At 62.9% G+C, this 24,274-nt stretch carries 23 protein-coding genes; 3 read left to right on the forward strand and 20 right to left on the reverse strand.

What is annotated here, in order from left to right; genetic code table 11:
- Positions 1 to 59 precede the first annotated feature (59 nt).
- A complete protein-coding gene (locus AC6I7A_RS11495; protein ID WP_046102104.1) occupies positions 60 to 1,514 on the forward strand; it encodes an AMP nucleosidase in 1,455 nt (484 codons plus the stop codon).
- Between the two features lie 857 nt (positions 1,515 to 2,371).
- Here AC6I7A_RS11495 and AC6I7A_RS11500 read toward each other — a convergent pair.
- Complete coding sequence (locus AC6I7A_RS11500; protein ID WP_219854812.1) at positions 2,372 to 3,670, reverse strand: NCS2 family permease; 1,299 nt, start codon at positions 3,668 to 3,670, stop codon at positions 2,372 to 2,374.
- 431 nt (positions 3,671 to 4,101) lie between these two features.
- Here AC6I7A_RS11500 and AC6I7A_RS11505 point away from each other — a divergent pair, with 431 nt between their 5' ends.
- Positions 4,102 to 4,845: a response regulator gene (locus AC6I7A_RS11505; RefSeq protein ID WP_058957663.1), complete on the forward strand. Its 744-nt coding sequence runs from the start codon at positions 4,102 to 4,104 to the stop codon at positions 4,843 to 4,845.
- A 178-nt stretch (positions 4,846 to 5,023) separates the two neighbouring features.
- Here the strand turns inward: AC6I7A_RS11505 and AC6I7A_RS11510 are convergent, their stop codons facing one another.
- From AC6I7A_RS11510 to AC6I7A_RS11525, 4 genes are all read right to left on the reverse strand, one after another.
- A complete protein-coding gene (locus tag AC6I7A_RS11510) occupies positions 5,024 to 5,707 on the reverse strand; it encodes a D-lyxose/D-mannose isomerase (protein ID WP_058957662.1) in 684 nt (227 codons plus the stop codon).
- A gap of 230 nt (positions 5,708 to 5,937) precedes the next feature.
- Positions 5,938 to 6,876, reverse strand: a complete 939-nt coding sequence (locus AC6I7A_RS11515) for an ABC transporter substrate-binding protein (protein WP_058957661.1) — start codon at positions 6,874 to 6,876, stop codon at positions 5,938 to 5,940.
- An 88-nt stretch (positions 6,877 to 6,964) separates the two neighbouring features.
- Positions 6,965 to 7,945: an ABC transporter permease subunit gene (locus AC6I7A_RS11520; RefSeq protein ID WP_009089493.1), complete on the reverse strand. Its 981-nt coding sequence runs from the start codon at positions 7,943 to 7,945 to the stop codon at positions 6,965 to 6,967.
- 10 nt (positions 7,946 to 7,955) lie between these two features.
- Positions 7,956 to 9,470, reverse strand: a complete 1,515-nt coding sequence (locus AC6I7A_RS11525; protein WP_058957660.1) for a sugar ABC transporter ATP-binding protein — start codon at positions 9,468 to 9,470, stop codon at positions 7,956 to 7,958.
- A 147-nt stretch (positions 9,471 to 9,617) separates the two neighbouring features.
- Here AC6I7A_RS11525 and AC6I7A_RS11530 point away from each other — a divergent pair, with 147 nt between their 5' ends.
- Positions 9,618 to 12,221, forward strand: a complete 2,604-nt coding sequence (locus tag AC6I7A_RS11530; protein ID WP_058957659.1) for an ATP-binding protein — start codon at positions 9,618 to 9,620, stop codon at positions 12,219 to 12,221.
- Here AC6I7A_RS11530 and phnE (AC6I7A_RS11535) read toward each other — a convergent pair.
- From phnE (AC6I7A_RS11535) to AC6I7A_RS11605, 15 genes are all read right to left on the reverse strand, one after another.
- The gene (gene phnE, locus AC6I7A_RS11535; protein WP_058957658.1) at positions 12,175 to 13,059 is read right to left on the reverse strand and encodes a phosphonate ABC transporter, permease protein PhnE; all 885 of its coding nucleotides are present in this window, start codon (positions 13,057 to 13,059) and stop codon (positions 12,175 to 12,177) included. The genes AC6I7A_RS11530 and phnE (AC6I7A_RS11535) overlap by 47 nt on opposite strands.
- On the reverse strand, positions 13,056 to 13,916 hold the full coding sequence (phnE, locus tag AC6I7A_RS11540; RefSeq protein ID WP_046102120.1) for a phosphonate ABC transporter, permease protein PhnE: 861 nt from the start codon (positions 13,914 to 13,916) through the stop codon (positions 13,056 to 13,058). Before phnE (AC6I7A_RS11540) ends, phnE (AC6I7A_RS11535) begins: the two co-directional genes overlap by 4 nt.
- Before the next feature lie 80 nt (positions 13,917 to 13,996).
- The gene (gene phnD / locus AC6I7A_RS11545; protein WP_058957657.1) at positions 13,997 to 14,923 is read right to left on the reverse strand and encodes a phosphonate ABC transporter substrate-binding protein; all 927 of its coding nucleotides are present in this window, start codon (positions 14,921 to 14,923) and stop codon (positions 13,997 to 13,999) included.
- A 26-nt stretch (positions 14,924 to 14,949) separates the two neighbouring features.
- Positions 14,950 to 15,780: a phosphonate ABC transporter ATP-binding protein gene (phnC, locus tag AC6I7A_RS11550; protein WP_009089482.1), complete on the reverse strand. Its 831-nt coding sequence runs from the start codon at positions 15,778 to 15,780 to the stop codon at positions 14,950 to 14,952.
- Between the two features lie 79 nt (positions 15,781 to 15,859).
- A complete protein-coding gene (phnP, locus tag AC6I7A_RS11555) occupies positions 15,860 to 16,630 on the reverse strand; it encodes a phosphonate metabolism protein PhnP (RefSeq protein ID WP_058957656.1) in 771 nt (256 codons plus the stop codon).
- On the reverse strand, positions 16,627 to 17,163 hold the full coding sequence (phnN, locus tag AC6I7A_RS11560) for a ribose 1,5-bisphosphokinase (RefSeq protein WP_058957655.1): 537 nt from the start codon (positions 17,161 to 17,163) through the stop codon (positions 16,627 to 16,629). Before phnN ends, phnP begins: the two co-directional genes overlap by 4 nt.
- On the reverse strand, positions 17,163 to 18,299 hold the full coding sequence (phnM, locus tag AC6I7A_RS11565) for an alpha-D-ribose 1-methylphosphonate 5-triphosphate diphosphatase (protein ID WP_009089476.1): 1,137 nt from the start codon (positions 18,297 to 18,299) through the stop codon (positions 17,163 to 17,165). Before phnM ends, phnN begins: the two co-directional genes overlap by 1 nt.
- Positions 18,296 to 19,009 carry a phosphonate C-P lyase system protein PhnL gene (gene phnL, locus AC6I7A_RS11570; protein ID WP_058957654.1) on the reverse strand — a complete coding sequence of 238 codons (714 nt, stop codon included), beginning with the start codon at positions 19,007 to 19,009 and terminating at the stop codon, positions 18,296 to 18,298. The genes phnM and phnL overlap by 4 nt, the downstream gene beginning before the upstream one ends.
- On the reverse strand, positions 19,010 to 19,771 hold the full coding sequence (phnK, locus tag AC6I7A_RS11575) for a phosphonate C-P lyase system protein PhnK (RefSeq protein WP_058957653.1): 762 nt from the start codon (positions 19,769 to 19,771) through the stop codon (positions 19,010 to 19,012).
- Positions 19,761 to 20,609 (reverse strand): alpha-D-ribose 1-methylphosphonate 5-phosphate C-P-lyase PhnJ, encoded by an 849-nt coding sequence (locus AC6I7A_RS11580; RefSeq protein WP_058957652.1) that lies wholly within the window; start codon positions 20,607 to 20,609, stop codon positions 19,761 to 19,763. The genes phnK and AC6I7A_RS11580 overlap by 11 nt, the downstream gene beginning before the upstream one ends.
- Entirely contained in the window at positions 20,602 to 21,678 is a 1,077-nt protein-coding gene (locus AC6I7A_RS11585; RefSeq protein ID WP_058957651.1) for a carbon-phosphorus lyase complex subunit, read from the reverse strand. Before AC6I7A_RS11585 ends, AC6I7A_RS11580 begins: the two co-directional genes overlap by 8 nt.
- Positions 21,678 to 22,253 (reverse strand): phosphonate C-P lyase system protein PhnH, encoded by a 576-nt coding sequence (gene phnH, locus AC6I7A_RS11590; protein ID WP_009089466.1) that lies wholly within the window; start codon positions 22,251 to 22,253, stop codon positions 21,678 to 21,680. Before phnH ends, AC6I7A_RS11585 begins: the two co-directional genes overlap by 1 nt.
- Positions 22,253 to 22,699: a phosphonate C-P lyase system protein PhnG gene (gene phnG, locus AC6I7A_RS11595; protein WP_058957650.1), complete on the reverse strand. Its 447-nt coding sequence runs from the start codon at positions 22,697 to 22,699 to the stop codon at positions 22,253 to 22,255. The genes phnH and phnG overlap by 1 nt, the downstream gene beginning before the upstream one ends.
- On the reverse strand, positions 22,699 to 23,412 hold the full coding sequence (gene phnF, locus AC6I7A_RS11600; protein ID WP_009089462.1) for a phosphonate metabolism transcriptional regulator PhnF: 714 nt from the start codon (positions 23,410 to 23,412) through the stop codon (positions 22,699 to 22,701). The genes phnG and phnF overlap by 1 nt, the downstream gene beginning before the upstream one ends.
- Before the next feature lie 133 nt (positions 23,413 to 23,545).
- Complete coding sequence (locus AC6I7A_RS11605) at positions 23,546 to 24,250, reverse strand: SDR family oxidoreductase (RefSeq protein WP_058957649.1); 705 nt, start codon at positions 24,248 to 24,250, stop codon at positions 23,546 to 23,548.
- Positions 24,251 to 24,274 lie beyond the last annotated feature (24 nt).

Raw genomic sequence — 24,274 nt, forward strand, 5'->3', positions numbered from 1 at the left:
CTCTGCAACAAACCCGCTAAGCTTGGGGCAAACTGCGGAAAAAAATGGAAGGAGAAACCATGCCGACATTACGGAAAAACCTGACCAGCCAGCAGGCGCTGGATGAACTTGAACGCCTTTACAGTGGCGCGGTCGATGCACTGCGTGCGGCGATTAAAACCTTTACCGAAAACGGCACGCTGCCCGATGCCGACGCCCGGGAGCAGGGACTGTTTGTTTACCCGGAGCTGCGCATCACCTGGCGCGGTGACGGCCCGCAGCAGAATCGCACGCGCGCCTGGGGACGCTTTACGCATACCGGCAGTTACAGCACCACCATTACCCGCCCGGCGTTGCTGCGCCACTACATTGCGGAACAGCTGGCGATGCTGGAGAAGGAGTATGAGCTGGAGATTGACGTGGTGCCTTCCCGCCAGGAGATCCCCTATCCTTACGTGATTGACGGCTCCGATCTCTCACTGGATCGCACCATGAGCGCCGGAATCGCACGCCACTTCCCGACCACCGAGCTGTCGCAGATCGGGGATGAGACCACCGACGGGCTGTTCCACGCCGACGCTCAGTTTCCGCTCTCCCACTTCGACGCGCTGCGCACCGATTTCTCGCTGGCCCGTCTGCGCCACTACACCGGCACCAGCGTTGAACATTTCCAGCCGTTTGTGCTGTTCACCAACTACACCCGTTATGTTGATGAGTTTGTCCGCTGGGCGATCGAGCAGGTGCGCGACCCGGAGACACCCTACGACAGCCTGGCCTGCGCCGGGGACGTGGTGCTGACGGCCGACACGGCCGACAGCGAGGCGATGCTCTCCGATCTCGCGTGGAAGAAGCACCAGATGCCCGCCTGGCATCTCACCTCACCCAACCGTCGCGGCATTACGCTGATAAACATCGGCGTTGGCCCGTCGAATGCCAAGACAATCTGCGATCATCTGGCGGTCATGCGCCCGCACGCCTGGCTGATGATTGGTCACTGCGGCGGTCTGCGCGAAAGTCAGCGGATTGGCGACTATGTGCTGGCTCACGCCTATCTGCGCGACGACCACGTGCTCGACAGCGTACTGCCGCCTGACATCCCGGTGCCGAGCATCGCCGAGGTGCAGCGTGCGCTGTATGACGCCACCAAAGCGGTGAGCAATATGCCGGGTGAAGAGGTCAAACAGCGGCTGCGTACCGGCACCGTGGTGACCACGGATGACCGCAACTGGGAGCTGCGTTACTCTGCGTCGGCGCTGCGTTTTAACCTGAGCCGCGCGGTGGCGGTCGATATGGAGAGCGCCACCATTGCCGCACAGGGATACCGGTTCCGGGTGCCTTACGGCACGCTGCTGTGCGTCTCCGATAAGCCGCTGCACGGTGAAATCAAGCTGCCGGGTCAGGCCAACCGTTTCTATGAAGGCGCGATTTCGGAGCATCTGCAGATTGGTATCCACGCGGTAGAACTGCTGCGCGCCGAGGGTGACAAGCTGCATTCGCGGAAGCTGCGGACGTTTAATGAGCCGCCTTTCCGGTAAGAGTGTTGCTGCCGGGGGGTGTTCGCTGCACGAACGGGGCTTGAGGGCGCTTGCTGCGCGGGCGGAGTCTCAGAAGATTTCGTTCGGCTGGTCGCCTGGGCTACTGGGTTCGCTGCGCGGGTTGAGTCTGAGCAGGTTTCGTTCGCCGGATAAGTCCGGCAGTTTCAGCTTCGCCTCTGCAGGCGACCGACAAGGGGGCGCCAGTCGCCGCGCCCCCTTGACCCCGCGCTCCGGCCTGCCTCACCGCCGCTTCGCGGTCCCTTCGCTTCTTCCGGATTTCTCACGGACCGGCAGGACGCGCCATCCCTGGCGCGACCCTGCCTCTTCGCGACATCCCTGTCGCTCGTCCTGAAATCCCTCATCCGCTCAGCGGTTCAGACGGCCTCCCTCCCCGCTGTTATCCCTTCAGTTTATCTGGCTCTCTTATCGCGGTGAGTTAATGAAACTGCCTTAGCCTTCAGGCCAGCAGACAACGCTCCATTCAGGAGAAACGAAGATTTCAAAGGCGGGGGTGTGGGAGAGGCATCCGGTGCGCTGAGGAGCAACCGGAGGCCAGGATGAGCCGACAGGACGTCGGCGAGAGGACGGCACGAGCCAGGGATGGCGAGTCCGGACGGTCCGTTGGCCGCAGGGTGTGACGAAGGCACCCCGCAACGCGGGGCGCGGAGGCTGCCGGACGCCGGGATTGTTAAGGGGCGGGCGTCCGCCCCTTGACGCGTCCGCCTGCACGGGCGAACTGAAACTCCCTCACGCCTGGCGGGCGAAACCTGCTCAGAGCCAGCCCACCGCCCGACAGGCGAACCCCTCTCAGAGCCAGCCCACCGCCAGGTGAAACGTCCCCGGCCGCCAGGCTACCATCAGGCGCTCAGCCAGCCCAGCTTAATCACAAACAGAATCGACAGGATAATCAGCGCGGCATTGACCTCTCTGGCGCGACCGCTCAGCAGTTTCACCAGCGTCCAGGTAATAAATCCAAAAGCGATACCGTTGGCAATGGAATAGGTCAGCGGCATGGTCAGCGCGGTAACCGTCACCGGGGCAGCAGTCGTGATATCTTTCCAGTCAATATCCGCCAGACTGGATGTCATCAGCACGGCCACAAACAGCAGCGCGGGCGCGGTGGCATAGACCGGCACGCTGGAGGCCAGCGGCGAGAAGAAGAGCGCCAGCAGGAACAGCACGGCGACCACGATCGCCGTCAGCCCCGTGCGGCCACCCGCACTCACGCCCGCCGCCGACTCCACATAGCTGGTGGTGGTTGAGGTGCCCAGCAGTGAACCAAACAGCGCAGCCGCACTGTCAGCAATCAGCGCACGGCCCATCTTCGGCACGTTACCCTGCTCATCCGCCAGACCGGCGCGCTTGGTAACGCCCAGCAGGGTGCCGGTGTTATCAAACACATCCACAAACAGGAAGGCAAAAATCACGCTGACCAGGCCGACGTTAAACGCGCCAGCGATATCCAGCTGCATAAAGGTCGGTGCGATCGATGGTGGTGCAGAGAAGACCCCGGCAAACGGCGACAGGCCGATGCCCATAGAGATAAAGGTTACCAGCAGAATACCGATCAGCACGGCACCGGTTACGCGACGCGCTTCCAGCACCACAATCACCACAAAGCCAAGCATCGCCAGCAGCGGACCCGGTTTTGTCAGATCGCCAATGCCCACCAGCGTCGCCGGGTTATCGACCACAATGCCTGCGCCTTCCAGCGCAATGATCGCCAGAAACAGGCCAATACCGGCACCAATCCCCGCGCGCAGCGGCAGCGGAATACTGGCAATAATCCACTCACGGATTTTAAACAGCGACATCGCAAAGAAAATCACTGCTGAGAGAAACACCGCACCCAGCGCAATCTGCCAGGTGTAGCCCATGTGCAGTACGACGGTGTAGGTGAAGAAGGCGTTCAGTCCCATGCCCGGTGCCAGTGCAATCGGGTAGTTAGCGATCAGCCCCATCAGCGCACAGCCAATCGCCGCCGCCAGACAGGTCGCGACAAATACCGCGCCCTTATCCATGCCGGTCGCGCCCAGGATGCTCGGGTTAACAAACAGAATATAGGCCATCGCCAGGAAGGTGGTGATCCCGGCGATAATCTCGGTACGAACCGTCGTGTTATGCGCTTTGAGTTTGAATAGTTTTTCTAACATCATCATCTCTCGATACAGGAGACCGCACCGGTGTGGGTCTCGCTTGCCAAAGGGGGTTGCATGCTGATTATTCTGTTTTCGGGACGCGGATACCGGCCGCTGCATACTGACCTGCCGGAATCGTCTGAAATCCCTGACTGACCCACTGCCCAAAGCAATTGCCATGCCACTTACCGACGCAATCGATTACCTGGCAGAGCCGGATGCGCCTCAGAGAATTCCGAACCAAAACGAGGCGCGATTATGGTGCAATGCACCGATGATGCGCAATCGTTTTCCTGCCTCCCTGTGCCACCCCCGCAAAACTCTGCGCCAGCGCACGCTTCCGCACACTCACGGGCGAGGCGTGTCACGTTTCAGCACGCTGCCTCAGCGCACTTTTCTGGCCTGTGTAGACTCCTGAATTAACTCTTTCGTAACATTGAGGCCGCGCCATGAAGCCAGCGATTTTGGTGGTGGATGATGATCCTGCTGTCTGCGACGTCCTGCAGGATGCGTTAGGTGAACATCAGTTAAAGGTCTACTGCTGTCATCAGGGAAAAGAGGCGCTGCTGATGCTCAGCACGCACCCGGAAATCACGCTGGTGATGCTCGATATGATGCTGCCCGACACCAACGGACTGCTGGTGCTGCAGCAGTTGCAGCGTCAGCGCCCCGAGGTGCTGGTGATCATGCTGACCGGTATGGGTTCCGAAGCGGAGATGGTGGTCGGCCTGGAGATGGGTGCCGATGATTACATTGCCAAACCTTTTAATCCGCGCGTGGTAGTGGCGCGCACCCGGGCAGCCCTGCGGCGCGGCGCTCGTCCTGTCCAGAGCGAACCGGAACCGGCGGGCTGGCGATTCGGCGGCTGGCAGCTGGACGACAGTCGCTGCCAGCTGTTCAATCCGCAGCGCGAGCTGGTGCCGCTGACCCAGGGCGAGTTCAGCCTGCTGCGGGCGCTGGTGCGTCACGCCCGCAAGGTGCTGACCCGCGATCAACTGCTGGAGCTGACCCACAGCGAAAGTCTGGATGTGTTTGACCGCACCATCGACGTGCTGATCATGCGCCTGCGCCGCAAAATCGAAATCAACCCGCATCAGCCCGATCTGATCCGCACCATTCGCGGGCTGGGCTATGTCTTTTCGGCTGACGTAATGAAACCTGAAACCGCCCCGCGCACCAGCCAGATCGCCTGAGTCGCGCAACGTCCCGGCAATGTCGCCGCCGTGGCGGCGGATGTGGGCGATGAAAGTCTGACGCAGTTTACGCGCGAGTACGCTCGGCTGTCTGGTGAACCGCCCGCGCGCAACATAAGAACGATGAGGCAGCCCGCTTTCGGCGACCACGCGCAGCGATGATCAGCCTCCGGGAGGGTCAGACAAAGCCGCGGGCGTAGTCATTACAGAGCAGCCAGCGCGGCGCTTCATCCTCCTCAAGCGGATTGAAGCGGGCCAGTGGCGTCAGGAACACGTTGTCGTTTTCGTCATCATTGGGCATCGACACCTCGCCCACCAGCACGTCGCCAAAACCCGGTTCGCCCCAGAAGCTGTGCCACAGGCCCGCCTCGAGCGTCACGCTCTCACCCGGTGAGAGCCGCAGCTGCGAACCCGCAGCGTGGGTCTGGCGCAGACCATCCAGCGATACCGTGACCGGCGAGTCAGCCAGTGCCGCGCCGTCGCGGTTATGCAGTTCGACAATCAGATTCCCGCCACCGCGATTGATGATGTCTTCCATCTTGCGCGGATGATAGTGCATCGGCGTCAGCTGCCCGTCGCGTACGTGCAGGATCTTCTCCGCATAGGGTTTGTGCCACGGCTGTCCGCCGGGTGAACCGTTGCGCAGCGTAAACAGCGTCAGCCCGGTCTGCAGAAAGTCGTCCGCGCCAAAACTGGTGAGATCCCAGCCCAGCCGCAGTGCCAGAATCTCCGCCATCGCGTCAGGTGACTGCGCCCGCCACTGACCTGACCCGAAATCGGCCCACGGCGGCAGATGCACATCCTGCTGGCGGAAAAATTCGCGTGTCTGCTGCAGGTAGTGATTGACCTCTGAACGTTGCATGGTGGCCTCCTGAGGGTGCTGACAAAGTCTGCCCCGGTTAGCTGCAGGACAGAGCCTGCGCAGGAAACACGGTCAGATCGGAAAGTCGTTTAAACCATCCCTGGCCACTCGGCCCGCGCCGTCCCTGGCGCGGGACGCTTTCCTCCTCTGCCCGTGTTCCCTGCGCGATAAAGTTATGCGTAGCTGGCAGATGCAGTCTGAAGCGGCACCCGGAGATGCCGCCCTGCGCCTTATTTCACCGTCCAGCCCTGATAGCTGCCGATGTTGTCACGATCGATCAGCTTCACCGGGATCAGCACCGGCTTTTCGGGTGCCGGTTTGCCCTGCAGAATGTCGTAGCCAATCTCCACCGCCTTCGCCGCCATCACCTGCGGGTCCTGCGCCGGGGTTGCGACAAACAGGGAATTTTTGCGCTTCAGCGCCTCTTCACCATCCGGCGATCCATCGACGCCGACGATAAAGAACTCACTGCGCTGCGCCTGTTTCGCGGCTAAATCCGCGCCGATGGCGGTGGGATCGTTAATGGCAAACACCGCATCGATTTTGGGGTTAGCGGAGAGCAGACCGGTCATCACCTCCAGTCCCCCTTCGCGACTGCCTTTGGCATTCTGGTTGTAAGAGAGCAGCTTGATGTCGGGATGGGTTTTCAGTTCGTTCATGCAGCCTTCAACACGGTTCTGCACCGCAGACACCGGCGGGCCGTTGATGATCACCACGTTGCCTTTCGCTTTCAGCCGGTCAGAGATATATTTGCAGGCCATCGCGCCCGCCTGGGTGTTATCGGAGGTAATGGTCGCATTCGCCCCATCGGCCGCCACGTCGACCGCCACCACCACGATACCGGCATCACGCGCCCGCTTCACCGCCGGGGCAATGCCTTTCGAGTCGGCGGCATTCAGGATAATCATGTCCACTTTGGCCGCAATAAAGTTATCGATCTGCCCCACCTGCTGGCCGAGATCGTAGCCGCTGGAGACCAGCGTCACGTTGACCTTGTCCCCCGCCAGCTCACGCGCCTTCATCTCCGCCCCTTTGGTGACCTGCACGAAGAAGGGGTTAGCCAGATCGCCGACCGTGACGCCGATGGATTTGAGTTCTTTTGCCTGAGCCAGCCCGGCGCTGAACAGCGTTGCCGCCAGCAGCCCGGTTACAATCGGATTAAAACGCATAGACCTTCTCCTGCTGTTATCAGAGTGCCAACCGCTTAATGGCGTTTTTACAGAGGCGGCGGCGACATTGCGCCTCCGCCTTTCAGCCTTAACTCACATGATGACGGGTACGGTATTTGTCGATCAGGACGGCGATAATGATCACCGCGCCCTTGATCACCAGCTGCCAGAAGTAGGAGACGCCCATCAGCGTCATACCGTTGTTGAGCGTGGCGATAATCAGCGCGCCAATCAGGGTGCCGGTAATGGTGCCGATGCCCCCGACGAAGCTGGTGCCGCCCAGGATCACCGCGGCAATCGCATCCAGCTCATAGCCGACGCCGAGGTTGCCGTTGGCGCTGTAGAGACGGGAGGCGCTCATCAGACCGCCCAGCCCCGAGAGCAGGCCGCTCATGCCGTAGACAAACAGCAGCACCCCGCCCACCTTGATGCCGGTGAGTCGTGCCGCCTGAATGTTGCCGCCGACCGCGTAGATATGGACGCCCAGCGTGGTGCGCCGCAGGATAAACCAGCAGAGGGCGATCACCGCGAAGGCAATCACAATCAGCCAAGGCACCGGGCCGAGGTAGCCGTTGCCAATCCACTCAAAATTGATGTCGGAGTTGATGACCGTGGTGCCGTCCGCCAGCAGATAGGCCGCACCGCGCAGGGCGGTATAGGTGCCGAGGGTGACGATAAAGGGCGGCAGTCCGGCCCAGGCGACCAGCACGCCGTTGAACAGCCCCATTACCAGACCCGCGCCCAGCGCCATCGGAATGGTCATGGAGGCGAGCATCGGGTCGAGCGAGGCCACCAGCGCCACTACCGCCGTGGTGCCGAGCATCGACCCCACCGACAGGTCGATGCCGCCGGTGAGAATGACAAAGGTCATCCCCGCCGCCAGCACGATATTGATCGACGCCTGACGGGTAATGTTCAGCAGGTTCGCTTCGGTAAAGAAGTTGGGGGTAACGAAGCCAAAAACCGCCACGATGAGGATCAGAATCGGCAGGATCCCCACCGTCTGCAGCAGATCGCCCATCAGGGCGCGTTTCAGCGTGGGCGCGGGGGTGCGGGCCAGTTGTGTCATGGTGATCTCCTCAGATTCCGCCTGCTGCTGCGCTGTGCGCACCGGTTGCCAGCGTCATAATATTTTCCTGACTGATGTGGCTGCCCTCCAGTTCACCGACGATGGTGCCTTCGTGCATCACGTAAACGCGGTCGCTCATCCCGACCACTTCCGGCAGTTCGCTGGAGATCATCAGAATCGCCACGCCCTGCCGCGCCATCTCCTGCATCATGCGGTAGATCTCGCTTTTGGCCCCGACATCGACGCCGCGCGTCGGTTCATCCAGGATCAGGATGCGCGGGCCAATCGCCACCCAGCGTGAGATCAGCAGCTTCTGCTGATTCCCCCCGGAGAGGCCGCCCGCCCGGACCTGCGCATGCGGCACGCGGATATTCAGGGAGGCAATCGCCTCGCTGGCGATGGTCTGCCCTTTGCGGCGGTTGAGCATGCCGTAACTGGCATCCCGCTCCAGCGTCGCCATCACGATGTTCTCCTGTGCCGCCATCTCCAGAAACAGCCCCTGCTCTTTGCGGTTCTCGGTGAGGAAACCGATGCCGCGCGCAATCGCATCGCGCGGTGAGAGGATGGTGACCTTCTCGCCATCGATCCAGATCTCGCCCTCCTTCGGCTTGTGAACGCCGAAAATCAGCTGCGCCAGCTCGCTGCGGCCTGCGCCGACCAGCCCCGCCAGCGCCACAATCTCACCGGCGCGCACCGCCAGGCTGCTGGGGTGCACTTTGCCGCCGTCGGTCAGGTGATTCACCGCCAGCCGGATATCACCCAGCGGAATCGACCGGTCTTTATTAAAGAGATCGCTGAGCGGCCGTCCGACCATCATCCGCACCAGTTCACTGGCGTTGAGTTGATCGCGCGTCAGGCTGCCGACATACTCGCCGTCGCGCAGCACGCTGACGCGATCCGACAGTTCATACACCTCCGCCATGCGGTGGCTGATGTAGATAATCGCCATCCCCTCGCTGCGCAGCCGTTTGATCAGCGCGAACAGCTGTTCGGTTTCGCGGTTCGAGAGCGCGGCGGTCGGCTCATCCATCACGAGAATGCGGCTGTTACGCTGCAGCGCCCGGGCGATCTCCACCTGCTGCTGCTCGGCAATGCTGAGGCGGCTGACCACATCCCAGGCACTGAACTGCGCGCCGAGCCGGTCAATCACCCGCTGCGCCTCCTCCGCCATCTGCCGCCGCTTCACCAGCCCGCCGGGGGCGATTTCGCTGCCGAGAAAAATGTTTTCCGCCACCGTCAGGTTGGGGGCCAGGTTAATCTCCTGGTAAATCAGGGTGATCCCGGCGGCCAGCGCCGCTTTCGGCCCTTTCAGCGCCCGCGGTTTGCCTTCGATCAGAATCTCTCCGCCGCTGGCGCTGTAGGCCCCGGCCAGAATCTTCATCAGGGTGCTTTTACCCGCGCCGTTCTCCCCCATCAGCGCATGAACCTCGCCGGGCCAGACCGTGAGATCCACCCCCTTCAGGGCGTAAAAGTTGCCGAAGCGCCGGGTAATGCCGCGCATTTCCAGTATCGGTGTGGCTGTCATCGCCTCGCTCCTGCGGACTGTGGATAGCCGTCAGTTAAGCAACGCCAGATAAACGGAAAATGTCAGCGGCCATTCATATTTGTCATATTCACCCGGCTGCCCGCTCCTATACTCGGCCCATCGTTGCCGTGATAAAGAGGGGGTGGGATGCAGCGCACCTATCCGTGGCAGGCTGGCGCGCGGGGCCGCCTGCTGATGTTCAATCTGCTGGTGGTCGCCGTCACGCTGATGGTCAGCGTGGTGGCGATCGTCGGTTTTCGCCATGCCGGTACGATTCAGGAGCAGGCACAGGCGCAGACGCTGGCGGACATGAACGGCAGTCTGGCGCTGGCGCGTGACACCGCCAATGTGGCGACGGCAGCCGTGCGACTGTCGCAGGTGGTGGGCGCGCTGGAGTATCAGAGCGAATCACAGCGGCTTCAGCAGAATCAGCAGGCGCTGCAGCAGTCGCTGAGCCTGCTCGCCAGCGCCCCGCTGGCCGCGCGTCAGCCGGAGCGCATCGCCCGTATCCGCGCCCGCAGCCTGGAGCTGGAGCAGACGATTAACCGCCTGCTGCTCACCGGCCATCAGCGCCACCTGCAGCGCAATAACATGCTGAGTGACCTGTGGCAGTCGCAGATTCTGCTCGGCCACATCAGTCAGCGGCTGCAGCGGGAACCGCAGCGCGCGCCGGATAACGCACTGCGCGAGCAGACTGAGCGGCTGCTCAGCATCGCCATCCGCACGCCCTCACCGATTGCGGTGATTGAGCAACTGCAGCAGGTGATGACGCAGTGGCGCAGCGTGCCGCTGACGGGCGTCACCGGCGAGAACATTGCGCGACTGCTGGCGACCCAGCAGCGCCTGCTGCCGCTGGCGGAGGCGCTGGAACAGAGCGATCTGGCGATCGCCTACGCCACCTACCGGATTAAGGCGCTGGTGGCGATGCTGAATGAGGATATCAGTGCCTCGGTGCAGCAGGTGGCGTTGCAGAGCGAAGCGCGAACCCTGGCGACCCACCGCGAGCTGGACTCCATCATCGGCTTTATCGCCCTTTTCGTGCTGCTGGCGCTGGCGATCACCGGCTATGCCGGGATCTACATCTACCGCAATCTCGGGTCGAGCCTGACGGCGATTGCTGCCGCCATGACGCGGCTGGCACAGGGTGAGCAGAACGTCAGCGTGCCGGGGTTGCAGCGCCGCGACGAACTGGGCGAACTGGCGCGGGCCTTTAACGTCTTTGCCCGCAATACCGCCTCGCTGGCGCACACCTCACGCCTGCTGAAAGAGAAGAGCAGCCAGCTGGAGTCCACCTTTCTGGCGATGCGCGACGGCTTTGCCCTGTTTGACCATCAGGGTCAGTTGGTGGTGTGGAACGCGCAGTATGCCGAACTGCTCGGCATCGCGCCGCGGGAGCTCCATCGCGGCGTCCACTATCAGCAGCTGCTGGCTCCGCTGGCGGGGGATCTGCACGATCCCGGCGAACCGCAGGAGATCCGGCTGGCCGATGGCCGGACGCTGGAGCTGCGCTTCAGCCCGATCCCCCGGCGCGGCATGGTGAACACCGTCCTTGACCGCACCTCGCGCAAAACGCTGGAGGAGGCTCTGCAGCACAGCCAGAAGATGAAGGCGGTGGGCCAGTTGACCGGCGGCCTGGCGCACGACTTCAACAATCTGCTGGCGGTGATTATCGGCAGCCTGGCGCTGACCGAAGGGCAGCTGATGCCCGGCCCGCTCGCCAGCCGGATTGAGCGGGCACGCCAGGCTGCCGACCGCGCCGCCCAGCTGACCCAGCGTCTGCTGGCCTTTTCTCGTAAGCAGGCGCTGTTTCCGCGCGCAGTGTCGGTGGTCACGCTGGTGGACAACCTGCAGGGATTATTACAGCACTCGCTGCTGCCCGGACAGCAGCTGATTATCGATGCGCAGCATCCCGGCTGGCCCGCATGGATCGATGCCGGTCAGCTGGAGAATGCGCTGATGAACCTGGTGGTCAACGCCCGTGATGCGATGCAGCAGCAAAGCGGCGAAATCCGGCTGCGCATCTGGAATCAGCGGCGGATCGAGGGGAGTGAGAAACGTGACCGGGTCACAATTGAGGTGACTGACACGGGCTGCGGCATGTCGGCGGAGGTGCGTGAACAGGTTTTCGAGCCCTTTTTTACCACTAAGGCCACCGGCAGCGGCAGCGGGCTGGGCCTGTCAATGGTCTACGGTTTTGTGCGGCAGTCGGGCGGTCAGATCGAGCTGGAAACCGCGCCGGGCCAGGGCACCACGGTGCGCCTTCTGCTGCCGCGCGCGCAGGAGGCGGTCGCTGCAGCGGTCGCGCCGCCTCCCCCGCCAGCCCTGCCGGCGGTGGCCAGCAACCGGCTGGTGCTGGTGCTGGATGATGAACCGGCGGTGCGGCAGACCCTGTGCGAACATCTGCACCAGCTGGGCTATCTGACGCTGGAGTGTGGCGACGGCGAAGCGGCGCTGGCGCTGCTGCGCCAGACACCCGATATCGACCTGCTGATCAGCGACCTGATGCTGCCCGGCGAAATCAATGGGGCGGAGGTGGTGCGTCAGGCACAGCAGAACTGGCCGCATCTCGCCACGCTGTTAATCAGCGGTCAGGATCTGCGCCACCAGCCGGTCACGCTGCCGCTGTGTGAGCGGCTGGGCAAACCCTGGCAGCAGGCGCAGCTGGTGCAGGCGTTACAGCGCGCCTGGCAGCGCAGCGAACGGCTTAATCGCGCGCAGCAGGCTGCCACAGCGGCACCGGCTTCCCGGTGATATAGCGTTTGCGCAGGCGACTGGAGATCATATCCATGACCATCACCACCCCGACCAGTATCAGCGTCAGGAACATCACCACATCCCAGTTCCAGAGCCGCATATTCTCGGCGTAGACCAGGCCTACCCCGCCCGCGCCGACAAAGCCGAGCACCGCCGCAGAGCGGGTGTTGGACTCGATCTGATAGAGGCTCAGCGCCAGAAACTGCGGAAAGGACTGGGTGAAAATGCCGAAACGGTGTTTCTGCAGGCTGTTAGCGCCCACCGCCCCCAGCCCGCGGCCCGGTGAACGTTCGACCGCCTCATGCCCTTCGGCGTAGAGTTTGCCGAGCAGGCCGACATCCTGCAGGATAATCGCCAGCACCCCGGCCAGCGGCCCCATGCCCACCGCACGAACGAAAATCAGCCCCCAGATCGCCATGTCGATGCCGCGCAGCAGGTCGAACAGTCGCCGCATCAGAAACGCCAGCGGCTTCGCAGTGCGATCGTGCATCACGTTGCGCGCCGCCAGGAACGACAGCGGCAGCGCAATCAGCGAGGCGGTCAGCGTACCGGCAAACACGATCCCCAGGGTGATCCCGACCTGCGACAGATAGTAGCTGAAGGGCCAGTTCATAAAGTCATGCCAGACAAACATCCGCAGAAAGTAGCGCCCCAGCTGCTGGCAGCCCGCCAGCAGGCGCGATCCCTCCAGCCCGAACACCGAAAAGAAATAGAGGTAGTAGAGCAGGAGCGCCAGCGCTATCAGTGCCAGACGACGCAGATAGCGCGGCTGCGCGGCAAACAGCTCGCGATGCTGCTGCTTCAGCTGCGCGATGGCGGGAACGGAACGAATCATGCGCGCTCTCCTGTGACACGACGACGCAGCTGACCGGACAGCGTATCCAGCAGCGACACCACAATCAGAATCAGCAGCAGGGTGATGCTGACCTGGTCGTAGCGGTCGAGTTTGATGTTGGTCATCAGCTCCTGGCCGATGCCGCCCGCCCCCACCAGCCCGAGGATGGTGGAGGATCGGAAGTTAATCTCCAGCCGCATAAAGCTGTAGGAGAGAAAGGCGGGTTTCACCTGCGGCCAGAAGGCAAAGCGCATCCGCTGCAGTTTACTGGCTCCGCAGGCGGCCAGGCCGCGCACCGGCTTATCCGACGCAGACTCAATCGCCTCATAAAAGAGCTTGGTCAGGCTGCCCACCGTGTGCAGCGCCAGCGCCAGGAAGCCGGGTATCGCCCCGATGCCAAACGCCATGACAAACATCACCGCCCACGCCAGTTCTGGCATGGTGCGCAGAAAGGCGACAAAGGCGCGAATCGCCATCCGCACGCTGACCGGCGTCTGAGTATTGTCGGCGGCGAAAAAGGCGAGCACTGCCGCCAGCCCCACCGCCAGCAGCGTCGCCGCCAGTGCCAGCTGCAGGGTTTCCCAGATCAGCGGCAGCTGGATCGGCAGACGGTAACCCCAGTAGGCCAGTGAGCCTTCTGTTTTGCCGTCGGCAAACAGCAGCGGCAGATGCAGCACCGGCAGGATCTCATGCAGGTAGTCAAAGAAGTGCGGCAGCGACTGCCAGACGGTGAGCAGATTAAATTCTGCCACCCTGCCCGCCGCCAGATAGAGCGTGACCAGCAGCAGTGACCAGATAAGCGTGTCACGTTTTTGCTGACGGCGGATGCGCTGGTAATAGTGTTCGAAGTCGGTCAAGGGGGATCTCCGGCGTGAAAGCAGCGGGACGCTGACCGCGTCCCACTCTCCCCGCGAGGCGGGGAAGTCAGGAAGGTTCGTCAGCCGCGGCTGCCTTTCATCAGGTCGCGCTTCATATCGATAATGCTCTGATAGTCGGCAACGGTGGCCGGGCCGATATGCTGCTTACCGCCCACCGCTTTCACGAAGCAGTCGTGATCGTCTTTATCCAGCTTTTTAATCGCCGCCACCACTTTCGCTTTAAAGTCGGCAGGCAGTTTGTTGCTGACCAGCACCGGACCGTTGGGGATCAGCGGCGACTGCCAGATGATACGGATCTGCTTCATCAGGTCGGGGTGATCCATGCGGATCAGGCGGCCAAACGCGCCCGAGGTGTAGCCGCTGTTATAGTCTCCCACCAGCGAGGTCCAGGTGACCGCGCCGTCAAACTGGTTGTTCAGCACGCCCAGAATGTCCTGCTCATGGCCGCCGGAGAAGGTGACGCTGGAGAAGGTGTTGTTATATTTGTCATCCACCGAGCCGCCGAACATCTTCTTGAACGCCTGATTCGGCATCAGGAAGCCGGAGGTCGAGTCCGGATCGGCCATGCCGAACGATTTCCCCTTCAGGTCTTCCAGCTTTTTGTAGGGGCTGTCCGCTTTGACGATCACCACTGAGTGGTAGCCGCGTGAGTTGTCTTTGTCATCCACCACGATGCCGACCACCTCCACCGCTTTCGGGTCCTGCAGGTAGACCGAGGCGAAAGAGGCGGGTGACATGCTCAGCACCATATCGATTTTGCCGCCCAGCAGTCCCTGAATCACGCCCGAATAGTCAGAGGCGTTGCGCATCTGAGTATCCACACCCAGCTCTTTATCAAAGAAGGCCTTCACGCACTGATTATCACCAATCTGCTGGGTGGCGTTCTGACCGCCCAGAATCCCCAGATTCAGCTGTTTTGGCGCATCCGCTGCGCTGACACCCGACGCCATAACGCCGATCAGTAGTGCTAAAGAAGTCAGTTTCATTCGGAGTTGTTCTCTTGCTGTGGAAGTTAATGGATCTGGTTAAGTTCATCGCCGTACAGCTGTTGCAGCAGGCTGTCAGTCAGTCGGGAAGGATGGCCGTCAAACAGCACCACGCCGCGCTGGATGCCTATCACCCGGGTGCAGTAGCGTTTCACCAGCTCAATGGAGTGCAGGTTGACCATCACGCTGATGCCCTGCTCGCTGACCTGACGCAGTACATCCATGATGCGCGTCGTGTTTTTCGGATCGAGTGACGCCACCGGCTCATCGGCCAGCAGGATTCTGGGGTTCTGCATCAGCGCCCGGCAGATCGCCACCCGCTGCATCTGTCCGCCGGAGAGATTCTCTGCCCGCTGCAGCGCCTGCGGCAGCATGTTCATCCACTGCAGCAGTTCGATAGCGTGCGCCCGGTCGTGGTCGGAGAAGATTTTAAAAAAGGACTTCAGCGTGCTGGTCTGGCTCAGGCGGCCCAGCAGCACATTTGTCAGCACGTCGAGGCGCGGCACCAGGCAGAAATCCTGAAAGATCATGCCACACTGGCTGCGCCATTCCCGCATCTGGCGGCTGTTAAGGGTGACCACGTTACGCTCGGCTTCCCCTTTATGCAGGCTGATAATCGCCCCCGCCGTCGCGCTGATGGTGCCGTTAAGCATATGCAGCAGCGTCGATTTCCCGGCACCGGAGCGGCCGATCACCGCCACCAGCTCACCGGCATGGAGATCGAAACTGACCCGATCCAGCACCGGCGTGTCACCGTAGGTTTTGCTCAATCCCTGCACCGACAACACTTTTTGTCCGCTGAAACTGACCGGGGGCCGATCGTGGTCGACCACCGTTTTCAGAAGTGCCTGTGCCATGCTGTTCTCCGTCATCTCTGATTGCGTTCTGCCGGTTATTAAGGCGTGGCACGATGAAAGCGGGATGACAGTCAGATGATCAAACTGTGACAGGCCAGGGCGCGCCACACAGCAACGTCTGGCCGTCACGCGCAGCCTGCACCCCCTCCGGCAGCGGATTTTCCGCCAGCCAGTTGTCCATCTCATGACTGAGATGGGTCAGCCAGCTCTGGCGTGGCCGCAGCAGCGCCACAATGGCCAGGGCCTGGGTGACATCGTTGTGGTTGCGCGGCATGGCAGACGGCGGGTCGTTGCAGTCGATCACCAGCTGATCCAGCGGCTGACCGCGCAGAAAGTCGGCGGTGTCGGGGGGCAGCCCGCAGGTGTCACACAGCCAGGCGAGCCGGTGACCCTGCCAGTCGAACAGATAGCCGTGCGTCAGCTTCGAGTGCTGAAGCGGCAGCGGCGTCACCTGTAACTCGCCAAAGGCATGTGCCACAAACGGGGTTAAGGCGGGACGAAAGTCGAGCAGGCCGGGATGTTTATAGAGATCGTCACAGCCGCGCGGGTCGGGCGGTCCCCAGACCGGAATCGGTGCCCCCCGCCCCCAGCGCAGCGCAAACAGTCCCTGCACATGGTCCATGTGGTAGTGGGTGAGCAGAATACGCGTCAGCGATCCGGGCGGAAAGCGCGACGCCAGCAGTGGCAGGCCGGCATCCAGCAGGATGCGCTCGCGCCCGGTCTCAATCAACGCACTGCAGGGCGCACGGGCGTAATCGCTATGGCGCTGCGCCCGCTGGCAGGCACGGCAGTCGCAGCCCGGCAGCGGCGCGGCGGTCACCCCACCGGTGCCGAGAAAAGTGAGTTTCATTGCGCCGCCTCCACTATCTGACGCAGCTGCCGGAGGGTCTCTGCCAGCGCGCCATCGTTGTTAAGGATCAGGCAGCCATCGGGCTGTGGCTGGGCGGCACGCGCCAGCCGCCGGGCGATTGCCGCCTCATCTTCCCGTCCGCGCAGGCGCAGGCGCGCCGCCAGCACCGCTGGCGTGACCTGCAGGCAGACCGGCAGCAGCTGCGGACCGAAGCGGGCCTGCGCCTGCGCCAGATGCAGCCGCGACCCGTTGACCACCACGTTCTGTCCGCGCAGCAGCCACTGCTCCGTCTCACAGCCAATGCCATAGCTGAAACCGTGCGCCTGCCAGCTCACCGCGAACAGCCCCAGCGCCGCGCGGCGGGCGAACTCCGCCTCGGTCAGCGCCACATGGTTTTCACCGCCCGCATCCGCTGCGCGGGTGATATAGCGATGGGCGATCAGCAGGCGCGGCGGCGGTGCCGCCCGCAGCGCATCCAGCAGGCTATCCTTGCCTGAGCCGGAGGGACCGGTGAGCCAGATCAGCCGCGCCATCAGTAGACCTGCCGGCCTTTGCTCCAGACATGGCGCACATGCGGGTAGCCATGTGCGGTGTGCGCCAGCACCAGATCGGCGCGACACCCTTCGGCTATCACCCCGCGATCCTCAAGCCCCAGCGCGCGGGCCGGATTGCAGGTGACCAGCGCAATCGCCTGCGCCGTGCCGAGCGTGTTGCGCTCATCCTCAGCCAGCCGGAACGCCGCATCCAGCAGGCTGGCCGGGTAGTAATCGGAGGAGAGAATGTTCAGCAGGCCGTGAGACGCCAGCTCCCAGGCGGCGACGTTGCCGGAGTGCGAGCCGCCGCGCACGATGTTGGGCGCCCCCATCAGCACCTGCATGTTGCGATAGCGCGAGGCGCGCGCCGCCTCCAGGGTGGTGGGAAATTCGGCGATGCGGCTGCCCGCCGCGTGGGACTCCTCCACATGCGCGGCGGTGGCATCATCGTGGCTGGCAATGGCGATGCCATGTTCCCGGCAGAGTCCGGCGATCGCCTGACGATTGGGCTGCGACCAGGCCGCCGCCAGCGTGAGCTGCTCGTGCTCAAACTGATCCATCTCCGCGTCATTCAGCTGGTATTTGCCCTGGTAATATTCGCGATATTTTGTCAGCGACGCATACTGCCGCTGCCCCGGCGAATGATCCATCAGCGAGACCAGCGCCAGTTCCGGCGTGCCCATCAGCGCCTCAAACAGCGGCGCGGTGGTCGGGTGCGGCAGTTCACAGCGCAGATGCAGCAGATGCTCGGCGCGGTTCAGCCCTTTGCGGTTGCTGTCGCGGATGGCGTCGATCATCCTGCTGAGATTCTCCAGCCGGTGACCGCCGTCGCGCACATCGCCGACGCCAATGGCGTCCAGCACCGTGGTAATGCCGCTGGAGACCATCAGCGCATCGTGGCTGCTCATCGCCGAATGCGCAGGCCAGTCCACTTTGGGTCGCGGGGTGAAAAACTTGTCGAGGTTGTCGGTGTGCAGCTCCACCAGCCCCGGCAGCAGCCAGGCCCCCTCGCCGTCCAGCGCGCCCGGCTGCTGGCTGCGGGTTTCGCTGAAGCTGCTGATACGCTCATCGCGGAACTCCAGCGACCCGCTGATGACCTCATTTTCCAGCACCAGTCTGACATTGTTGATGATCATGCCTGCGCTCCTGTCTCAATGGGGTGCATCAGATGCAGCCGATCGGCCACCTGCTCGCGCACCGCCCGATCGTGAAAAATGCCAACAATGGCGGCACCCCGGGCGCGCGCCTCTTCAATCAGACTCACCACCGCCGCGCTGTTGACGCTGTCGAGGGAGGCGGTGGGTTCATCCAGCAGCAGCACCGGATAGTCAGCGATAAAGCCGCGCGCAATGTTCACCCGCTGCTGCTCTCCGCCGGAGAAGGTGGACGGTGCCAGCGACCAGAGGCGCTGCGGCACGTTGAGCCGGCTCAGCAGTTCGGCGGCGCGCGCCTCGCAGAACCGACGGTCGACGCCGCGCTCCAGCAGTGGCTGCATCACAATCTCCAGCGTCGGCACGCGCGGGATGACCCGCAGAAACTGACTCACCCAGCCCAGCGTGTCGCGGCGCAGCGCGATAATCTGCCGCGCCGGGGCCTGCGCCATATCGACCCATTCCCCCTGGTGCGCGACCCGGATATAGCCGCTGTCGGGCTGATAGTTACCGTAGAGCGTGCGCAACAGGGTCGATTTGCCGCTGCCCGAGTGACCGTGCAGTACCACGCATTCGCCCTCGCCCACCGTCAGGCTGGCGTTGTGCAGCACCGGCAGCGCCGCGCCGTTCTGGTTGTGCAGCACAAAGGTTTTACACAGGTTTCCGACCTGCAGACGCGGATTGATAGTCGTCATTTAATTGAGCACCGAAGAGACCAGCAGTTGTGTGTAAGGATGATGGGGATCGTCAAGCACCCGGTCGGTCAGACCGCTCTCCACCACCCGCCCCTGTTTCATCACCAGCAGGCGATGTGCCAGCAGGCGCGCCACGCCGAGATCGTGGGTGACGATCACCACCGCCAGGTTCAGCTCCCGCACCAGGGTACGCAGCAGATCCAGCAGGCGTGCCTGCACCGAGACATCCAGCCCGCCGGTCGGCTCATCCATAAACAGCAGCTGTGGCTGCGTCACCAGGTTGCGGGCGATCTGCAGACGCTGCTGCATGCCGCCGGAAAAGGTGGTGGGCAAATCGTCGATGCGGCCGGGGTCAATCTCCACCGCCTGCAGCCAGCGGCTCGCCGTTGCGCGGATGTCGCCATAGTGCCGCGCGCCGGTCGCCATCAGCCGTTCGCCAATGTTGCCGCCCGCGCTGACCTGCGGACGCAGGCCGTCCATCGGATGCTGATGCACCACGCCCCACTCGGTGCGCAGCAGGTGACGGCGCTCGCTTTCACTCATCTGCCAGAGGTTGCGCCCCTGATAGAGAAGCGTGCCCTGCTGCGGTGCGAGGCGTGCCGAGAGGCTGTGCAGGAGCGTGGTTTTACCGGAGCCGGACTCGCCGACGATGCCCAGCACCTCGCCGGGATAGAGATCAAAGCTGACCTGCTCAAACCCTTTGCCCGGCGCATAAAGATGGGTGAGCTGGCTGACCGCAAGCAGCGGCTGTTCACTGTGCATGTTGCTGTTCCTGCTGCTGGTGGCAAAAGTCGGTGTCGGAGCAGACAAACATCCGCGTGCCCTGATCGTCCATCACCACCTCATCGAGATAGCTGTGGCGCGAGCCGCACAGCGCGCAGGGTTCATCCCACTGCTGCACGGTAAACGGGTGATCGTCGAAATCGAGGCTTTCGACGCGGGTGTAAGGCGGCAGCGCGTAGATGCGCTTTTCACGCCCGGCGCCAAACAGCTGCAGCGCGGGCATCATGTCCATTTTCGGGTTGTCGAATTTGGGGATGGGTGACGGGTCCATCACGTAGCGGCCGTTGACCCTGACCGGGTACGCATAAGTCGTGGCGATATGGCCATAGCGGGCGATATCTTCATAGAGTTTCACCTGCATGATGCCGTACTCCTTCAGCGCATGCAGGAGGCGGGTTTCGGTTTCGCGCGGTTCGATAAAACGCAGCGGCTCCGGGATCGGCACCTGGAAAATCAGGATCTGATCCTCCTCCAGCGGCGTTTCCGGGATGCGGTGACGCGTCTGGATCAGCGTGGCATCGCTGGTGCGTTCGGTGGTGGCCGCACCGCTGACCCGCTGAAAGAAGTGGCGGATCGACACCGCATTGGTGGTGTCATCAGCCCCCTGGTCGATCACCTTAAGCACATCCTGATCGCCAATCACACTGGCGGTGATCTGGATGCCGCCGGTGCCCCAGCCGTAAGGCATCGGCATCTCGCGCCCGGCAAACGGCACCTGATAGCCGGGGATCGCCACCGCCTTCAGGATGGCGCGACGAATAGTGCGTTTGGTCTGCTCATCGAGATAACCGTTGTTATAACCCGTCAGTTCAGCCATGGTTGCGCTCCTGATAGTCATTCTGCAGCTGTTTCAGCAGCGCCAGCTCCGCCTGAAAATCAACGTAGTGCGGCAGCTTGAGATGGGAGACGAAGCCTGCCGCTTCCACGTTGTCGGCGTGCGACAGCACAAACTCCTCATCCTGCGCCGGGCTGGTGATGCGCTCCTGCTGTTCGCGGCTTTGCAGCGCCCGATCCACCAGCGCCATCGCCATCGCCTTGCGTTCCGCCCGGCCAAACACCAGCCCGTAACCTCGGGTAAAGTGCGGCGCGGTATCTTCGCGGTGGGCCACGCCGTTGACCATCTCACACTCGGTCAGCAGCACTTCCCCAATCTCCAGTTCAAAGCCCAGCTCTTCGGGACAGATGCTGACGCTGACATAGCCGGTGCGGATCTCCCCGGCAAACGGGTGGGTGCGCCCATAGCCCCGCTGCGTCGAGTAGCCGAGCGCCAGCAGAAAGCCTTCGTCGCCGCGCACCAGCTGTTGCAGCCGTGCCGCGCGCGAGGCGGGAAACGCCATCGGTTCGCGGGTGATATCGGTCGGCTCACTGCCGTCATCCTCCTCCGCAGCCGCCAGCCCTTCGCGGCTCATCATGCTGAACATGTGCGGGCAGCTTTCCGCGACAGGCCGATCATCCCGCGGCGCGGCAGGCGTTTCGCCATTGGCCAGCAGCGTGAAGTCGAGCAGACGGTGGCTGTAATCACAGGTCGGGCCGAGCACCTGGCCGCCCGGCAGATCTTTATAGACCGCCGAAATGCGGCGTTCGATACGCATCGTCCCGGTCGCCAGCGGGCGACTCTCCGCCAGCCGTGGCAGCGTGGTGCGATAGGCGCGCAGCAGAAAAATTGCCTCGACCAGGTCGCCGCTGGCCTGCTTAATCGCCAGCGCCGCCAGTTCCGGATCGTAAATCCCCCCTTCGGTCATCACCCTATCCACCGCCAGACCCAGCTGCTGCGCCACCTGATCGCAGCCGAGTTCAGCCACGGCCCGATCGCCACGGCGCAGATCGGCCTGCAGCTGGTGGGCATGCGTAATTGCTTTTTCGCCCCCTTTTACCGCGACATACATCAGCACACCTCCACAACGGTGGTACGCGGCACGGCCATGATCGCTTCGCCGCAGGTGAAGATGAGATCCACGCCCTGCGGAAACGGATGCGGCCGGGTGCGCAGATAGTCCAGCACGCTCTCCGGCAGCTGCGGCGCAATGGCGCGGGTTTCGCGCAGGCCGGGGCCGGAGAGTCGCAGCGTCAGACCGCCATTCAGCGAGGGCACTTCGATAATCAGCGTGGTGCTTTTTTCCGGTGACAGGTTATCCCCCGCCGCAAACGCCGTCGGGTCGGGCTGCGCCGCCGCATGGCTCAGGGCAAAAGGCGCATCCTGCCGGGTGGTGATCGGCGCGCCGGTATGGAAGCGCAGATTGTTGCGCAGCTGTTCGTTGTCGATTTTCGCATCCAGCCAGACCGGACTCTCCTGATCGACCAGCGTCAGCAGCAGCGCCGTGGCCGCCGGCGAGAGCGCACCCCAGCCCTGCTGCAGCGGCAGCGAGACCATCACGCCCGGTTCACTCATCGCCTTCAGGATGCGGCGAAAGGCGCGCTGCGCGTCCGCAACAGGGTGGTTGAAACTTGCCAGTAAAGTCATCAGTTATCTCCGCGAACCAGCGTAAAGAAATCCACTTTGCTGCTGGCGATTTCGCGCGCGCGCAGCTGTCGCTGCTCATCACGCCACGCCGCCAGCGGGGTAATAATCTTCTCTTCCAGCAGCGGCCGGGTTTCCGGCTGCTGCAACAGTGCATCCAGCAGGGCGCAGCGCTCGGCGTGCGCTTTGTCGCGTCCTAACAGGTAGCTGTATCCCAGGGTGCCGTCGCTCAGCTGCACCACAGCGCGGGTCACCGTGGCATCCCCCATCACAAAGCGTTTGCCGGTGGCCCCCATTCGCGCCTGCAGCCGCGTCATGCCGATTTCGGCCGGGCGGATCAGGGTAAACTCGGGGTGAAGATTCAGCGCCTGCCAGTGCGCTTCAAGCTGCGCGGCGTTGCTGTGTGCCAGCACCGACAGCCAGCGCTGGCGATCCGTTTGCTGTTCCATCAGTGCTCCAGAGTCAGTTCGATCATGTCACCGCGGGTCAGGCTGACGGAGTATTCTGCCAGCGCACCATCTGCGGTTTTGTTCAGGGTCCGCACGCAGAGCAGCGGCGCATGGAGTGCGATATCGAGCTGACGGCACTCCTTCGCCTGCGCCCGGCGGGTGCTGATGCGGGTCTGGGTGCGCACCAGCTGTTTGCCGGTGTGCTCCACCAGAAAGTCGTGCAGCGAGCCGCTGTTAAAGCGCTGAAGCTGCGGCCACCAGCTGAGGTCGGCAAGGAAGTGGTTAATCAGGCAGAGCGGCACGCCGTTGGCGCGGCGCAGGGTGCGCAGATGAATGACGTTGTCGCCCTCTTTCACGCCCAGCGCACTGGCCACGTCACTGCTGGCCGGACGCAGCACCGCCAGCAGCCGTTCGCTGGTCGGGTGACTCCCCTGCTCCAGCAGGTTCTGACTGAAGCGCGCCTGGGCATGCAGCGGATAGTCATACGGGCGCATCAGCACCAGGATGCCCACGCCGTGACGGCGTTGCAGCAGCCCTTTCTGCACCAGCTCATCGACGGCCCGGCGCAGCGTGTGGCGATTCACTTCGTAGTGGTCGGCCAGCTGTTGTTCGGAAGGCAGATAGTCGCCGCAGCGGTAACGCTCTTTCAGCGCCTGCTCCAGCTGCGCGGCAACCGCCTGGTAGACAGTGGTCGGATGTCTGGATAACTCCATCACGATGAAATCCTCACGGGTTACGGAGTGGGAACGCAGTGAAAAATCACTGCGGGATGGCGTTACCTTGACGGCTTCAGATGACAGCAGCGTGACGGCGGGGTGAAGGTGCGGTGAATGTGGGAATGGCGTGTCAGACGCTGCGGGTCAGTCCCCCATCAATCCGGATATTCTGGCCAGTGATGTAGGCGGCACCTTCGGACAGCAGAAAGGCGATCGTGGCGGCCACCTCTTCAGCCTTGCCGTAGCGTTTCATCGGCACGCTCTGGCGGCGTTCGTCGGTGGCGGGCAGCGAATCAATCCAGCCGGGCAGCACGTTGTTCATCCGGACGTTGTCTGCGGCATAGCGGTCGGCAAAGAGTCTGGTGAAGCTGGCGAGACCGGCGCGAAACACGGCGGAGGTCGGGAACATCTCTGTCGGCTCAAAGGTCCACGCCGAAGAGATATTGACGATGGCCCCGCCACCCTGAGCTGCCATGATCGGTGCCACCAGACGCGCCATGCGTACGGCGCTGAGGAAATAGACCTCCATGCCTGTCTGCCACGCGTCATCCGTCAGATCGGGAATGTCGGCTCGTGGGCCATGACCCGCCGAGTTGACCAGGCCGTCAATCCGTCCCCAGCGCTGCATGACCTGCTCTACCAGCTGCTGCACATCCGCCTGTGACTGATTGGAACCCGTCACACCGATCCCCCCCAGCTGCCGCGCCAGCGCCTCGCCCTTACCGGAAGAGGATAAGATTGCGACGCGGTATCCCTCATCCGCCAGCCTGCGCGCGGCGGCTGCGCCCATGCCCGATCCACCAGCCGTAATGATGGCGACTTTTTCTGCGGTCATTTTTTGCTCCTTTTGCTGTGAAAA

This window comes from Type-F symbiont of Plautia stali (assembly GCF_059731105.1).